Source organism: Ancylobacter oerskovii, assembly GCF_018390555.1.
GTDB lineage: Bacteria > Pseudomonadota > Alphaproteobacteria > Rhizobiales > Xanthobacteraceae > Ancylobacter > Ancylobacter oerskovii.
In genome coordinates this window covers 25,705-40,113 of record NZ_JAHBGB010000036.1, presented here as the reverse complement: position 1 = coordinate 40,113, position 14,409 = coordinate 25,705, and the positions used below count along the sequence as shown (strand labels likewise).

Here is a 14,409-nt window from a genome sequence, read left to right as displayed (position 1 = left end):
CGCCGCCCAAACCCACAAGACGCTTCACCGTCTCAACCGACGCCGAAACACGAGGCTCCTGGGCCGGCTCGGAAAATATCGCTATGCGCATGCGCCTTCCTCCCGAAAGGTCGTTTGTTGGTCTTTTGCCGCCGTCGCCGCGCAACGCGCGACGCCGACGACAGGCTGGCCCGCAGGTCGATCGACGGCCGGTCGTTGGCGTCGACCCTCGGCCCGGACCTTCGACATTCCATGCCGTCCCGAAACGCCGTTCCCGCGACGGCCTGCGGCGCGACACCGCACCCCCGCGGGCCGGCGCCGCATCGCCCGCCCCGCGACGAACCTCTCGGCCCGGCCTCGGGACGGAAGACGGCTCTTTATTGGTATACAGAATTCCGAATGCCAGCAAGGAGATTCGGCGATCTTCCGTCGCGGAATTCACCTGACCAAAGGTCACGTTGCCGGCTCAGCTTATGCCGCGTCGCGCAAACGACACGTTGCACTGCAAAACAAGCAGGGCAAGACAGCCCACGGCTTTTGGTCCATAGAAGAGCACCCCGGCAAATCGAGCCGGAACAAGTGTTTAAACGGAGGAATCCATGTACAGCAGGCGGGAACGCGCGACGAAGATCGTGGCGACCCTCGGCCCGGCCTCGTCGAGCGCGGAGAAGATCAAGGCCCTCTACGCCGCCGGCGTGGACGTGTTCCGGCTGAACTTCAGCCACGGAACCCAGGCCGATCACGGCCGCGTCCTCGGCATCGTGCGCGATCTCGAGCGCGAGGTGAGGCGGCCGATCGGCGTGCTCGCCGACCTGCAGGGGCCGAAGCTGCGCGTCGGCCGCTTCAAGGACAACGCCATCACCCTGACCGCCGGCACCTCGATCCGCTTCGACACCGACGCCGCGCCCGGCGACGAGAAGCGCGTGCCGATCCCGCACCCGGAGATCATCGAGGCGCTGCATGTCGGCTCCACCGTGCTGCTCGACGACGGCAAGGTGCGGGTGAAGGTGGTCCACAAGGGGGCCGGCTTCATCGAGGCCGAGGTGATCGCCGGCAACAAGCTGTCCAACAACAAGGGCTTCAACGTCCCCGACGTGATCCTGCCCGTCTCGCCGCTGACCGAGAAGGACCGCGCCGACCTGTTCTTCGCCCTCGACCTCGGCGTCGAGTGGATCGCGCTGTCCTTCGTGCAGCGGCCCGAGGACGTGATCGAGGCGCGCGAGCTGATCCAGGACCGCGCCCGCATCAACCTGAAGCTGGAGAAGCCGGCGGCGATCGAGCATCTCACCCGCCTCACCGAGCTGTCGGACAGCATCATGGTGGCGCGCGGCGACCTCGGCGTCGAGCTGTCGCTGCCGGAGATCCCGGCGCTGCAGAAGAGCATCATCCGCGAATCCCGCCGCTTCGGCCGCCCGGTGATCGTCGCCACCCAGATGCTGGAATCGATGATCTCCTCGCCGGTGCCGACCCGCGCCGAGGTCTCCGACGTCGCCACCGCGGTCTATGACGGCGCCGACGCGGTGATGCTCTCGGCCGAGAGCGCCGCCGGCCAGTTCCCGGTCGAGGCGGTGGCGATGATGGACCAGATCATCAAGCACGTCGAACGCGACCCCGGCTATCGCAAGATCATCGATTCGCAGCGCCCGGAGGAAGGCACCAGCGTCGCCGACGCGGTGACCCAGGCCGCCTACAACGCCGCCAACGCGGTGAACGCCGCCGCCATCGTCACCTACACGCTGTCGGGCACCACCACGCTGCATGCGGCGCGCGAGCGCCCGCGCATCCCGGTGCTCGGCATCGCCTCCAAGCTATCCACCGCCCGCCAGTTGGTGATGAGCTACGGCGTGCATGTGGTCTATGCGCCGGAGGAGATCCACACCTTCGCCGAGATGGCGACCAAGGCGACGCAGATCGCCATCGACGACGGCTTCGCCGGCGAAGGCGACCGCATCGCCATCACCGCCGGCGTGCCCTTCGCCACGCCCGGCACCACCAACGTGCTGCGCCTCGTCACCATCGACAAGGGCATGGTGGACCGCAAGCCCGGCAGCCCGCAGCCGGCGCCGCGCCCGCGCGCCAAGGGACTGGAAGCCGGCGGCGCGGCGGGCGCCGCGTCCGAGGCGGCCCGCAAGAGCGCCGAGCTGAAGCCGTCGGCCCGCAAGCCGGCCGCCGGACGACCCGCGGCCCGCTGATCCGGCGCCGCCATCCCGGCCCTGCAACGCAAAGGCCCCGCTCCATGCCGGAGCGGGGCCTTTTTTTGCTGGCGGGCCGGGCCCGCCTCAAATCCTCACGCCCTCAAGGCCCGCGGCCCTTCGGGGCTCTCTCCGCCGCCGGAAGCGCCTAGCCCCTCAGCCCCGGAGCCTCCTGGCCGGTGCGGGCGACATATTCGGTGTAGCCGCCGCCATATTGATGCACCCCCTCTGGAGTGAGCTCCAGCACCCGGTTCGACAGCGCGGCGAGGAAATGCCGGTCGTGCGAGACGAACAGCATCGTGCCCTCATAGCTCGACAGCGCCGCGATCAGCATCTCCTTGGTGGCGATGTCGAGATGGTTGGTCGGCTCGTCCAGCACCAGGAAATTCGGCGGGTCGTAGAGCATCTTCGCCATGACGAGGCGGGCCTTCTCGCCTCCCGACAGCACGCGGCACTTCTTCTCGACATCGTCGCCGGAAAAGCCGAAGCAGCCGGCCAGCGAGCGCAACGAGCCCTGCGCCGCCTGCGGGAAGGCGTCTTCCAGCGCCTCGAACACCGTCCGCTCGGGATCGAGCAGCTCCATGGCGTGCTGGGCGAAATAGCCGAGCTTCACGCTGCCGCCGACATTCACCGTGCCGGCATCGGGCTCGGTGGTGCCGGTGACCAGCTTGAGCAGCGTCGACTTGCCCGCCCCGTTCACCCCCATCACGCACCAGCGCTCGCGGCGGCGGATGGCGAAATCGAACCCCTCATAGAGGCGCCGGGCGCCATAACCCTTGTGCACGCCCTTCAGGGTGGCGACATCCTCGCCGGAGCGCGGCGCCGGCTGGAACTCGAAGGCGACGGTCTGCCGGCGGCGCGGCGGCTCCACCCGGTCGATCTTCTCCAGCTTCTTCACCCGGCTCTGCACCTGCGCGGCATGGGAAGCCCGGGCCTTGAAGCGCTCGATGAAGGCGATCTCCTTGGCGAGCATCGCCTGCTGGCGCTCGAACTGCGCCTGAAGCTGCTTGTCGGCCAGCGCCCGCTGGCCGGCGTAGAACTCGTAGTCGCCGGAATAGGAGGTGAGCGCGCCGGCATCGATCTCGACGATCTTGTTGACGATGCGGTTCATGAAGGCGCGGTCGTGCGAGGTCATCATCAGGGCGCCGTCATAGCCCTTGAGGAAGCTCTCCAGCCAGATCAGGCTCTCGATGTCGAGATGGTTCGACGGTTCGTCCAGCAGCATCACGTCCGGGCGCATCAAGAGAATGCGGGCGAGCGCCACGCGCATCTTCCAGCCGCCCGACAGCGCGCCGACGTCGCCGGCGATCATCTCCGGCGAGAAGCCGAGCCCGGCCAGCACCTCGGAGGCGCGGCCCTCCAGCGAATAGCCGTCGAGGTCCTGGAAGCGCGCCTGCACCTCGCCATAGCGCTCGATGATGGCATCCATCTCGTCCATACGCGCGGGATCGGCCATCGCCGCTTCCAGCTCGGCGAGCTCGGCGGCGACCGCGCTCACCGGGCCGGCGCCGTCCATCACCTCGGCCAGCACCGAGCGGCCGGAGGCCTCGCCGACATCCTGGCTGAAATAGCCGATGGTGATGCCCCGATCGACGGAGACCTGCCCCTCGTCAGGCGCCTCCTCGCCGGTGATGAGGCGGAACAGCGTAGTCTTGCCGGCGCCGTTCGGGCCGACGAGGCCGATCTTCTCGCCCTTGAGCAGGGTTGCGGACGCCTCGATGAAGACGATCTGCCGACCGTTCTGCTTGCCGATACTGTCGAGACGAATCATGAAAAATGCCCGCGCGCTGCCAAGATCGGCGCGGGTCTAAGCCATCCGGGACGGCGGCGGAAGGGCCGCCGGCGCCCGGGACGGCGTTTACTGGCCGGGGACCGGCGCCGGATAGGCGGGAGCGCTCGGCACCGGACGCACGGGGGTACCGGAGGCGCCCGCGCCGGAGGAAGCGGCACCCGACCCGCCGCCGGACGACGGCATCGGCGCCGGGGCGTAGCCCTGGCCGGACGCCCCAGTGCCGGCGGGAGCGGCCGGCGACGACGTGCCGGACGAGGTGGCGCCGGACGAAGTGGTGGGGCGCGGGACCGCCGGCGCGGCGGGCGCCGAGCGGGCGGAGGCTTCCGGTCCCGGCACCACGGGATAGCCCGTCGCGGGGGTATAGCCATCGGTGGCCGGATCGGCATAGCCGGGCTCCGCCACCACCGGCTCGGGCTGCTCGACCCGGCTGCCATAGCGGCGCGCCGCCGGGCGGGCGGGCGCCGGCGCGGCCGGCTCCGCGCCCATCCAGCCATCCAGCACCGTCCCGTCGCCCTGCACGCCCGACGGATAGGCGAGCGGGCCGCCGATCCGGCCCATGCCTTCCGGCTCGCCCATCGGCCGCCCATAGGGCTGCCAGCCGCGCGGCAGGAAATAGCCGTTGATCGAATAGCGGTACATCACCCGCAGCAGGTCCTTCTCGGTGGCCCCCTTCTGGCAAAGGCGCAGGCGCACCGACAGCACGCCGCGATCCCGCGCGACGAAGCGATAGACCGATTCCGGCGGCCGCGACTGGATGCGCTGCCAGGCATACATGCAGATCTCGCCCGCGCCGCCGCGGCCCATGGCATAGTTGAACGGCCCGTAGCGGTTCTGCACGAAGTAGTTGGAGGTGTGCATCGCCACGCCGGGCAGGCGCTCCTCCATCTGCTCCTCCAGCGCCTCCTCGTTCAGGAAATCGTCCTTCCCCTGGTAGCTGCCGGCGCGCACATGCTCCACCGGGCCGAAGAAGGTGACGTAGAAGGCGTTCTGGCCGCGGGCGGAGGAATTGGTTTCCAGGGCGATTTCCTGGGAGATGGCATTGGAATAGGCCGTCTGCAGCACCGCGATCACCCGCGGCGCCGCGCCGGGCTCGGGCAGCACCAGCGCCTGGCCGACATCCACCTCGACCGTCTGGCCGGCAACGCGCACGCCGCGCTCGAAATAGGACGGATAGGGAGCGGCGCAGGCGCCCGCGAGGAGCGCAAGGCAGACCGCCATCCCGCCAAGGGCCGCCCGGTTCATGGTCCGTCCGTTCATGGGTCCTTCAAGGGCTGGAGATGCCGTCCACGCGACCGCTTGCGACCGCATCCAGGGAACACCACGCCGGAAGCCGCCGAATCACCGATAGGCCGACTTTAACCCGCGGCAGATTCAGGTGGAATCCGGGAGCATATTTTACCGCCGCGGATGGATAGACTTCTTCAACCTCTGAACGTTAAGACACGCATATCCACCGCCCTGCGACACCCGATCTGAGCGAGGCACCGAGAGACGATGCGTAGGGCCTGGATCGCCGTCCTGTGGATGCTCGCCTCTCTGGTGGTGATCTTCCTCATCACCCTGCCCATCAGCCTGCAGGCGCATCTGATCGTCGGCTCGATCGTGGTGCTCGCCATGATCCTCCTGAAGACCTTCGGCCCGCCGACCGGGGTGTTCCGGGTGATCGCGCTGGCGCTCGGCACCGCCATCGTGCTGCGCTACGTCTACTGGCGCACCACCTCGACGCTGCCGCCGGTCAACCAGATCGAGGACTTCATCCCCGGCTTCATGCTGTACGTCGCCGAGATGTACAGCGTGTTCATGCTGTTCCTCAGCCTGTTCGTGGTCTCCTCGCCGGTGCCGCCGCGCCCGACGCCGCCGCTGCCCGCTGAGGTGCCGACCGTCGACGTGTTCATCCCGACCTATAACGAGGACTACGCCCTGCTCGCCAATACCGTGGCGGCGGCCAAGGGGATGGACTACCCGGCCGACAAGCTGACGGTCTGGCTGCTCGACGACGGCGGCACCGAGCAGAAGTGCAACCAGGACAACGCCGCCAAGGCCAAGGAGGCCCAGGAGCGCCGGCGCGAGCTGAGCGCGCTCTGCGAGGGGCTCGGGGCGCGCTACCTCACCCGCGCCCGCAACGAGCACGCCAAGGCCGGCAACATGAACAACGGCCTCGAGCACTCCACCGGCGACATCGTCGTGGTGTTCGACGCCGACCATGCGCCGGCCCGCTCCTTCCTGCAGGAGACCATCGGCCATTTCGCCGAGGACAAGGACCTGTTCCTCGTCCAGACGCCGCATTTCTTCATCAATCCCGACCCGCTGGAGCGCAACCTCGACACCTTCGACGTGATGCCCTCCGAGAACGAGATGTTCTACGGCATCATCCAGCGCGGGCTCGACAAATGGGACGCCTCCTTCTTCTGCGGCTCGGCGGCGCTGCTGCGCCGCACGGCGCTGAAGGAGACCAACGGCTTCTCGGGCGTGACCATCACCGAGGACTGCGAGACCGCGCTCGGCCTGCATGCGCGCGGCTGGCGCTCGATCTATGTCGAGAAGCCGCTGATCGCCGGCCTGCAGCCGGAAAGCTTCGCCAGCTTCATCGGCCAGCGCTCGCGCTGGGCGCAGGGGATGATGCAGATCCTCATCTTCCACGCGCCGTTCTTCAAGCGCGGGCTGAGCCTGCCGCAGCGGCTCTGCTACATGTCGAGCATGCTGTTCTGGCTGTTCCCCTATCCACGGCTGATGTTCCTGATTTCGCCGCTGTTCTACCTGTTCTTCTCGCTGGAGGTGTTCAACGCCTCCGGCGCCGAGTTCCTCGCCTACACCTCGACCTACATGCTGGTGAACCTGCTGATGCAGAACTATCTGTACGGCAAGTACCGCTGGCCGTGGATCTCGGAGATCTACGAGTACATCCAGTCGATCTATCTCCTGCCGGCCATCCTCTCGGTGATCGCCAATCCGCGAAAGCCGACCTTCAACGTGACCTCCAAGGGCGAGAACATGGCCGAGAGCCGTGTCTCGGAGATCGGCCGGCCGTTCTTCATCATCTTCGCGGTGCTGGTCGCGGCGCTGTTCGTTTCCATCTACCGGGCGCTGACCGAGCCCTTCAACGCCGACGTCATCATCGTGGTCGGCGGCTGGAACGTGCTGAACCTGCTGATCGCCGGCTGCGCGCTCGGCGTGGTCTCCGAGCGGCGCAACCGCCGGCGCACCCACCGCGTCAACCTGCTGCGCCGCTGCGAGATGACCATCAACGGCATCACCTATCCCGCGACGGTGGAGGACGGCTCCACCGGCGGCGCCCGCGTGCGCCTCGCCGAGGGGATCGGGCGCCCGGACTTCGAGCGCGGGCAGGAGGCGCAGATGCGCTTCAAGCCGCATGCCGATCTCGGCGACGAGGCGCTGCCACTGTCGATCCGCAATGTCGAGGAGGACAAGCAGGGCGTGGTGTTCGGCTGCCAGTTCGAGCCGAAGACGCCGATGCATTACCGCCTCGTCGCCGACCTGATCTTCGCCAATGCCGACGAATGGCGGAAATTCCAGGAATCCCGCCGGCGCAATCCCGGCGTGCTGTTCGGCACGCTGCGCTTCATCCGGCAGGCGCTCTACCATACCGGCCGCGGGCTCTCCTATTTCGTGCACCTGCAGCGGCTCTGGCGGGAGCGCCGCCGGAACCCGCTCTTCGCCGCCGCCAAGCGGGAGTCGTGACGATGCGCGCGCGCCTCCCGCTCCGCCGCGCCGCGGCGCTCGCCCTCGCCGCCGCGCTGCTGGGGCTGACGCCGCCCGGCCCGGCGACGGCGCAGCAGGGGTCGCCGGCCGCCGGACAGGGCACCGGCCAATTCCAGATGACGCCGCCGCTCGGCGGCGCGGCGCGCCCGCCGGCCGCCGGCGCCCCTCCGGTCTCGGTGCCGATGACCGTTCCCGGCGCCGACGGACGCGGCACGCCCTCGGCGGTGGCGCAGCCCCCGATTCCGCAATCCCCCGCCCCGCAATCCCCCGCCCCCGGCGCGGCGCCGTCCACGCAGGCCCCCGCCCCGCCGGCGGCACAGGCTCCCGCCGCCGCGCCGTTCCAGATGATACCCGGCCAGCCGGCCCCGGCTCCCCTTGCGCCGGTCGCCAGCCAGCCGGCGGCGCCGCAGCGGCCGGACCGCTTCCTCATCCCGCAGGCGCGGATGGTGTTCGCCGGCGAGGTGTCCTCCCGCGCCTTCGTCATCTACGCCACGCAGGAGGAGGCGGCGCGGCAGGCCACCTTCCTGCTCAGCTACCTCAACGCCGTGGTGGTGATGCCGGAAGCCTCGCGCATCCGCGTCACCATCAACGGCCAGACCGTGGTCGAGACGCCGATCTCCTCCTCGCAGGAGCCGTCGCGGATCGCCGCGCCGATCCCGCGCGGCACGCTGCGCGCCGGCGCCAACCTGGTGCGCATCGACGTGCAGCAGCGCCACCGCATCGACTGCGCGGTGAACGCCACCTACGAGCTGTGGACCGAGATCAACAATGAGGGCACCGGCATCTCCTATGCCGGCGGGCGGCCGAAGATCGCCGGCGGGCTCGACGATCTCGCCGCCGTCGGCTTCGACGCCAAGGGCATGACCCATATCCGCGTCATCACCCCCGGCTCGGTGGAAGGCGCGGCGCCGCGGGTGCTGCGCGCCGTCCAGGGGCTCGGCCTGCGCGGCCTGTTCCCCAATGCGGCGGTCAGCCTCGTCGAGGGAGCCGCCGGCCCGGCTCCCGCCGGCACGCTGAACGTGGTGATCGGCCCGGCGGGCGAGCTGCCGCGGCTGATGGCCAATCCCCCGGCGGAGGCGCGCCAGCGCCCGGTCGCCAGCCTGGTCGACGACAGCCGGATCGGCGGGCCGACGCTGGTGCTGTCCGGCCCCGCGGCCGCCGATGTCGACCGCGCGATCGACCGTCTCAACGACGTCATGCTCAACCAGAACGACAGCATCCCGACCGCCACCAGCTTCGCGCCGAACGCGCCGCTGTTCAAAGGCGCCCGCAGGCTACGCCTCGCCGAGCTCGGGGTGACGACGCAGGAATTCTCCGGCCGCCGCCTGCGGGTCGAGTTCCAGATGGCCCTGCCCGCCGACTTCTTCGCCGAGTTCTACGGCAACGCCACGCTGCTGCTCGACGTCGCCTTCACCGCCGCCGTGCGGCCGGGCAGCCATGTCGACGTCTATGTGAACCGGCAGATCGCCTCGAACCTGCCGATCACCACCCGCGGCGGCGGGCTGATGCAGCACCAGCCGATGCAGATCCCGCTGCGCAATTTCCGCCCCGGCATCAACCATCTCTGGCTGGAAGTGGTGCTCGACACCGAGGCGGATGCCCGCTGCGGCCCCGGCGCCACCCTGCCAAGCGACAGCCGCTTCGTGCTGTTCGATTCCACCGAATTCGCGATGGACGACTTCGCGCGCATCGGCACGGTGCCCAACCTCGCCGCCCTGACCGCCGACGCCTTTCCCTATGCCCGCGACGGCGCCGCCCCGACCGCGGTGGTGCTGGCCCGCCAGGACGCGCCGACGCTGGCGACGGCGGCGACGCTGCTCGCGCGGCTGGCGCGCGCGCATGGCCGGGCGCTGCCGCTCGACGTCTCGCCCGCCGCCACCTCGCTCGCCGAGCGCAATGCCCTGTTCATCGGCGACATCGACCACATCCCGGCCAATGTGCTCGACCTGGTCGGCATCAACGAATCCACCCGGTCGAACTGGGTGGTGGCGAATGACGAGGAAGCCGCCGGCGGTGCCGGCCCTGCCAACGGCTATGACGGTGTGCTGGAGCGCTTCCGCGCCCGCCAGGCCGGCAGCGCCGCCCGCCCGGCGGAGCCGGCCGGGGCCGACGACGATACCAGCACCTCCGAGATCTATGAGCGCTGGCGCAATTCGGTGCAGAACACCGGCGCGCTGCGCGCCCTCGCCGACAGCTTCGAGGGCTGGCTGAAGCGCACCTTCTCCATCAGCTTCGAATCGCTGCGCATCAACCAGGGCCAGCGCGTGCTCTACGAGCCGCCGCCGCGCAGCTCGGTGTTGATGGCGCAGGGCAGTAGCCCCAACGGCGCGGCGGTGTGGACGCTGGTGACCGGGCGCACCCCCGAGACGCTGGAGAGCGGCATGGCGCGCCTCGCCGCCGAGGAATCCTGGAACCGCATCGGCGGGCAGGCCGCCGCCTTCCAGGCCGCCTCCGGCGAGGTCGAGCGGCACGAGGTCGCCACCCGCCGCTTCATCGTGACCGCGCCGCTGAGCCTCGCCAATATCCGCATGATCAGCGCCAACTGGCTGTCAACCAACATCGTGCCCTATGCGCTGATGCTCATGGTCGCCTCGCTGGTGCTCGGCATCGCCACCTTCCTGCTGCTGCGCCGCCTCGGACGTCCCTCATGAGGCGGGTCGTCCGCGCCGCGCTTCTCGCCCTCGCCGTCTTCGCCGGCGGCGCCGGCGGCGTCCTCTCGCTGAAGGCACAGCCCATGGCCAATACGGTGCCGATGGAGGCCTGGAACGCCTACCGGGACCGTTTCGTCGCCGAGAACGGCCGGGTGGTCGACACCGCCAATGGCGACATCAGCCACAGCGAGGGCCAGGGCTACGGCATGCTGCTGGCCTTTCTCGCCGGCGACCGCAGCAATTTCGAGCGCATCTGGAGCTTCACCCGCACCGAGCTGATGATTCGCGACGACGGGCTGGCGGCGTGGCGCTGGGACCCCAACGCCACCCCTCATGTTACCGACGTCAATGCCGCCAGCGACGGCGATATATTAATTTCCTACGCCCTCGCCCGCGCCGGCGCCGCCTGGAACAACCCGGCCTATACCGACGCCGCCCGCAAGATCGCCCGCGCGCTCGGCGCCAAGCTGGTGGTGAAATCGGGAGACCGGCTGGTGCTGCTGCCGGGGGTGATGGGCTTCTCCGCCGAGGAGCGGAAGGACGGCCCGATCCTCAACCTATCCTATTGGATCTTTGAGGCTTTCCCTGTCCTGGCCCAGCTGGCGCCGGAGACCGACTGGGTGAAGCTCGGCACCAGCGGGCTCGATCTCCTCACCGTCGCCCGGCTGGGGCCGGCGCAGCTGCCGCCGGACTGGATCGCCGCGCCGGCGCGCGGGCCGGTGTCGCTCGCCGAGGGGTTCCCGCCGGTCTTTGGTTACAATTCGTTAAGGATATCTCTTTACCTGTTGAGGGCAGGGATCGCGGACCCGCAGATACTGGAAGGCTTCCGGCGCAACTGGCTGGTCGAGAATGGCGGCGTCCCCGCCGTGGTCGACATTCCGTCGGGCCGCGTCGTGACCCCGCTCACCGAGCCGGGGTACCGCATGCTCGGCGCGCTGCTGGCCTGCGCGCTGGAGGGAACCGCGATTCCGCAGGAGCTGAGGCGCTTCGAGCCGACGCTCTACTACCCCTCGACGCTGTTTCTGCTCAGTTGGGCCGTGCTGGTGGAGAAATATCCGCGATGTCTCTGAAGCGAGCTGCCCTGCTGTTGCTCTTGGGGGGAGCCGTGATCCCCGCCATCGCCCAGCAGGTGCAGCTCCCGGTCGGCGAGGCGCCGACCGCCGGCACGCCGCCCGCCGATGCCCGCCCCAAGGTCGACGAAAGCGCGCTGCGCTACTTCGCCTCCCAGGGCGACACCCGCCGCCTCGAGGCCGAGATCGCCCGGCTGCGCGCGCTCTATCCCGACTGGTCGCCGCCGGCGGACCTGTTCGGCCCGCAGACCGATCCCGATCTCGAGCGCATGTGGACGCTCTATGCCGAGGGCAAGCTTTCCGACGTGCGCAGCGCCATCGCCGCCCGCCAGGCCGCCGACGCCTCCTGGCAGCCGCCGGCGGAGCTCGTCGCCCGCCTCGCCGAGAGCGAGAACCGCCGCCGGCTGATCAACGCCTCCGACGCCCAGCAATGGAGCACGGTGCTGCGCATGGCGACGGAGACGCCGGCCATCCTCACCTGCGCCAATGTCGATATCCTCTGGCGCGTCGCCGAAGCCTTCGGCAAGACCGACCAGCTGCAGCGCGCGCTCGACGTCTTCACCTATCTCCTCACCACTTGCAGCGACGCCGCCGAGCGCCTCGCCACCATCCAGAAGGCGATGCCCGTCCTCAATGACGAGCAGCTCAAGCAATTGCTGGCGCTGGAGCGCAAGGACGCGCAGGGCCAGCCGGAATTCGCCCCCATCCGCGACGAGCTGATCCGCCGGCGCATCGGCAGGGCGGCGGAGAACCCGGAATATGTCGTCTCCGCCGACGACATCTCCCGCCTGGAGACGGTGGCGCGCGGCGGCGACACGCCGGGCGACCCGCTGCTGCTCGGCTGGTACCTGTTCCGCCACGACGAGGCCTCGCGCGCCCTCGACTGGTTCAAGCTGGCGCTCGACCGCAAGGGCGGCGCCAAGGCGGCCGAAGGCTACGTGCTGGCGCTCAACTCGCTGGGGCGGGCGCTGGAGGCCGAGCCGATCGCCTTCGAATGGCGCGACGCCGCGCCGGAGAACAACAAGGCCTATCTCGACGTCGTCATCAGCCTGCTCACCGCCGCGCCGCCGCCGGTGCTCGGCGAGACGGTGCTGACGCGCTTCAGCCCGGTGGTGATGCGCGACAGATACGTGCCCGGCGCCCAGGCGCTCGGCTGGTACGCCTTCAATACCGGGCAGCTGGTGGTGGCGCAGGCCTGGTTCCAGACCGCTCTCTCCTGGGACCCGAACGACGAGCCTTCCTCCTACGGCCTCGCCCTCACCTATTGGCGGCTGAACGACGCCGCCCGGCTCAACGCGCTGGTGCAGACCTGGCGCGGCCGTTCCGAGCGCATCGTGGCGCTGGTCGATCCGCAATTGCGGGCGACGCTGGAGGCACGCAACCTGCAGGGCCGGATCGACCGCACTACCGATCCGCTGGTCGCCGCCGCCCTGCGCGTCACCCCGCCGCCGGCCGGCGGCTTCGCCCCGGCCCCCGCGGCGCCGCAGGCGGGCTTCCAGCCGATACCGGCCCAGGCGCCGACGCAACAGTTCCAGCCCGTGCCGACGCAGGCCGCCGCCGGACGTCAGCCGATCCTCGTGCAGACCGCGCCGGCGCAGAGCGCGCCCGCCGGACGCTCCTATGCGCAGCCGACAAGCTATCGCGAGAGCGCACCCGCTCCGGCGCCGCGTCCCCGGGCGGCCTCCGGCAGCGGTTCGGTGCGGGGCGGCGGCGCCGCCGCGCTCTCCCGCGGCTGGCGGCTGATGGAACTCAACCGGCCGATCGAGGCGGTGAGCGCCTTCGACGAGGCGATCAAGTCCGGCGGGCGGGTCGCCGAGGAGGCCGCCTACGGCAAGTCGCTCGCCTATATGCGCAAGGGCATGACCAACCAGGCGCAGGTGGCCGCCGTCGAGGCGCCGCAATCGCCGCGCCGCGCCATGCAGCTGACCGCCGACCTGCTCGCCCAGCGCGCCTTCGAGTTCTACAAGGACCAGCGCTATGTCGAGGCGCTGATCTCGCTCGACGAGCTCGCCCGCATCGGCCCGGAGCAGCAGGATCACATGATGCTGCGCGGCTGGTGCTACTATAATCTGCGCGACTATCGCTCCGCCGAGCGGATCTTCCGGGCGCTGGCGGCGCAGGGCAACACCGATGCCATGAACGGCGTGTCCGAGATCGAGTTCGCCCGCCGGCTCTACAAGCGCGAGTGAACGCGGACCGGACGCCGTCGCGGATTTTTCGCGGCGGCGTGTCGGGGTGGCGGCCGCCGGTTCGTCCTAGGAGCGTGGATCAACCATCCCAGGAGGAAAACCGACATGCCCGGCACCGTGCGCCTGCACCGCGTTCTCGCCACCGCTCCCCAGAAAGTCTACCGCGCCTTCATCGAGGCCGACGCGCTGGCGAAATGGCTTCCGCCCAACGGCTTCGTCTGCACCGTGCATCATCTCGAGCCGCGGGTCGGCGGGACGTTCCGCATGTCGTTCCGCAACTTCACCACCGGCAACAGCCACAGCTTCGGCGGCGAATATCTCGAACTCGTCGAGGGCGAGCGCCTGCGCTACACGGACACGTTCGACGACCCCGGCCTGCCCGGCGAGATCCAGGTGACGGTAGAGCTGAAGAAAGTGTCGGTCGGCACCGAGATCAGCATCGTCCAGGAAGGCATACCGGACGTCATTCCGGTGGAGGCCTGCTATCTCGGCTGGCAGGATTCGCTGCGGAACCTCGCCCGGCTCGTCGAGCCCGAGATCAACGAGTAGCGCGGCGAACGGTCCTCGCAGGGCGGCGGCGAGCGCCGGGCCGCCTTCTGCGGCGGCCGGCGGGACTGGCGGAAGAGAGTGGGAGTCGAACCCACCAAGGACCGGCGCGCGGCCCCTTCTGGTTTTGAAGACCAGCAGGCGCACCGGCGCCTGTTCCCTTCCCCATCAGTTCCGGCACCTGTTCCGCGAAAGGCGAAAGACCTTCGCGAGGCGAACAGGCACCCCTTCCAACCACTCCTTCATCGACCCTCGCCCCCTCCTGCCGAC

The 14,409-nt window shown here is 69.7% G+C and carries 8 protein-coding genes and 1 tRNA gene; 6 read left to right on the top strand and 3 right to left on the bottom strand.

The annotated features are described in order from the left end of the window. The first annotated feature begins 578 nt into the window (after positions 1–578). Entirely contained in the window at positions 579–2,171 is a 1,593-nt protein-coding gene (gene pyk, locus KHC19_RS16565) for a pyruvate kinase (protein WP_213353493.1), read from the top strand. 148 nt (positions 2,172–2,319) lie between these two features. Here pyk and KHC19_RS16560 read toward each other — a convergent pair whose 3' ends face one another. Both KHC19_RS16560 and bcsN read right to left on the bottom strand, forming a co-directional pair. Further along, the gene (locus tag KHC19_RS16560) at positions 2,320–3,942 is read right to left on the bottom strand and encodes an ABC-F family ATP-binding cassette domain-containing protein (protein ID WP_213353492.1); all 1,623 of its coding nucleotides are present in this window, start codon (positions 3,940–3,942) and stop codon (positions 2,320–2,322) included. 87 nt (positions 3,943–4,029) lie between these two features. Beyond that, entirely contained in the window at positions 4,030–5,220 is a 1,191-nt protein-coding gene (gene bcsN / locus KHC19_RS16555; RefSeq protein WP_213353491.1) for a cellulose biosynthesis protein BcsN, read from the bottom strand. A gap of 237 nt (positions 5,221–5,457) precedes the next feature. Between bcsN and bcsA the strand changes: the two genes are divergently transcribed. From bcsA to KHC19_RS16530, 5 genes are all read left to right on the top strand, one after another. Then, positions 5,458–7,662, top strand: a complete 2,205-nt coding sequence (gene bcsA / locus KHC19_RS16550; protein ID WP_213353490.1) for a UDP-forming cellulose synthase catalytic subunit — start codon at positions 5,458–5,460, stop codon at positions 7,660–7,662. Positions 7,663–7,664: 2 nt separating this feature from the next. Beyond that, positions 7,665–10,334 (top strand): cellulose biosynthesis cyclic di-GMP-binding regulatory protein BcsB, encoded by a 2,670-nt coding sequence (locus KHC19_RS16545; protein WP_213353489.1) that lies wholly within the window; start codon positions 7,665–7,667, stop codon positions 10,332–10,334. Next, positions 10,331–11,404, top strand: coding sequence for a family 8 glycosyl hydrolase (locus KHC19_RS16540; RefSeq protein ID WP_213353488.1), 1,074 nt, complete (start codon positions 10,331–10,333; stop codon positions 11,402–11,404). Before KHC19_RS16545 ends, KHC19_RS16540 begins: the two co-directional genes overlap by 4 nt. Continuing rightward, positions 11,395–13,593 carry a tetratricopeptide repeat protein gene (locus tag KHC19_RS16535; protein ID WP_213353487.1) on the top strand — a complete coding sequence of 733 codons (2,199 nt, stop codon included), beginning with the start codon at positions 11,395–11,397 and terminating at the stop codon, positions 13,591–13,593. The genes KHC19_RS16540 and KHC19_RS16535 overlap by 10 nt, the downstream gene beginning before the upstream one ends. A gap of 105 nt (positions 13,594–13,698) precedes the next feature. Further along, positions 13,699–14,142 (top strand): SRPBCC family protein, encoded by a 444-nt coding sequence (locus KHC19_RS16530; RefSeq protein ID WP_213353486.1) that lies wholly within the window; start codon positions 13,699–13,701, stop codon positions 14,140–14,142. A gap of 66 nt (positions 14,143–14,208) precedes the next feature. On the opposite strand, the gene KHC19_RS16525 is transcribed toward KHC19_RS16530, so the two are convergent. After that, positions 14,209–14,304 (bottom strand) — tRNA-Sec (locus KHC19_RS16525). Positions 14,305–14,409 lie beyond the last annotated feature (105 nt).

What these genes read in the sequence shown, in the direction of transcription:
- KHC19_RS16535 (WP_213353487.1), top strand. Translation starts at nt 11,395, where the DNA reads ATGTCTCTGAAGCGAGCTGCCCTGCTGTTGCTCTTGGGGGGAGCCGTG.
- bcsA (WP_213353490.1), top strand. Translation starts at nt 5,458, where the DNA reads ATGCGTAGGGCCTGGATCGCCGTCCTGTGGATGCTCGCCTCTCTGGTG.
- pyk (WP_213353493.1), top strand. Translation starts at nt 579, where the DNA reads ATGTACAGCAGGCGGGAACGCGCGACGAAGATCGTGGCGACCCTCGGC.
- KHC19_RS16540 (WP_213353488.1), top strand. Translation starts at nt 10,331, where the DNA reads ATGAGGCGGGTCGTCCGCGCCGCGCTTCTCGCCCTCGCCGTCTTCGCC.
- KHC19_RS16530 (WP_213353486.1), top strand. Translation starts at nt 13,699, where the DNA reads ATGCCCGGCACCGTGCGCCTGCACCGCGTTCTCGCCACCGCTCCCCAG.
- bcsN (WP_213353491.1), bottom strand. Translation starts at nt 5,220, where the DNA reads ATGAACGGACGGACCATGAACCGGGCGGCCCTTGGCGGGATGGCGGTC.
- KHC19_RS16560 (WP_213353492.1), bottom strand. Translation starts at nt 3,942, where the DNA reads ATGATTCGTCTCGACAGTATCGGCAAGCAGAACGGTCGGCAGATCGTC.
- KHC19_RS16545 (WP_213353489.1), top strand. Translation starts at nt 7,665, where the DNA reads ATGCGCGCGCGCCTCCCGCTCCGCCGCGCCGCGGCGCTCGCCCTCGCC.